The organism is Mesoflavibacter sp. CH_XMU1404-2 (assembly GCF_037029465.1).
Taxonomy (GTDB): Bacteria; Bacteroidota; Bacteroidia; order Flavobacteriales; family Flavobacteriaceae; genus Mesoflavibacter.
Window position 1 is genome coordinate 1 of sequence record NZ_JAYMEM010000034.1, and the last position, 606, is coordinate 606.

The 606-nt window shown below is 34.5% G+C and carries 1 pseudogene; it reads left to right on the forward strand.

The features are described from left to right. Nucleotides 1–606: pseudogene (locus tag WA327_RS15025) on the forward strand (hypothetical protein); the annotation flags it as partial.

Here is a 606-nt window from a genome sequence, read left to right on the forward strand (position 1 = left end):
ACCAAAACCAGTATTAGGTATGCCAGAGGATTTATTAGGATGTGACAATAATGATGATGGAATAGCAGAGTATGATTTAACGTTGAATGAAGGGCTATTAGCTAATGATCAAGCATTAACATTTAGTTATTATTTAAATGACATAGATGCCACAACAAGTACTAATGCGTTATCAAATGTAACAAACTATGAGTCAGGCGCAACGACTATTTATGTAAGAGCAGAAAATGCTGAAGGTTGTTTTGAAGTGACTACGTTTGATTTATTCTTTGGTATTCAGCCAGAAACAATTTTTGACACCGATGTAGTTTATGAGGTATGTCCAAATGCAACAGTACCAATTACAGTAACAGCAACACCAGATAATTATACAGCAGACGAGGTAAGCATCGTATGGTATGATCAAAATGATAATATTATACCAGGCGAGAACAGCTTAGATTTAGACACTGTATTAACAGAAGGCGTGTATACTATAGAGGTAACCTTTAACGATACAGGTTGTTCAAACACAGCAACAGTAGACGTTTATGAATTAGATAGTTGTATTATTCCACAAGGTATATCACCAAACAATGATGGATTAAATGACAACTTTGACTTAAG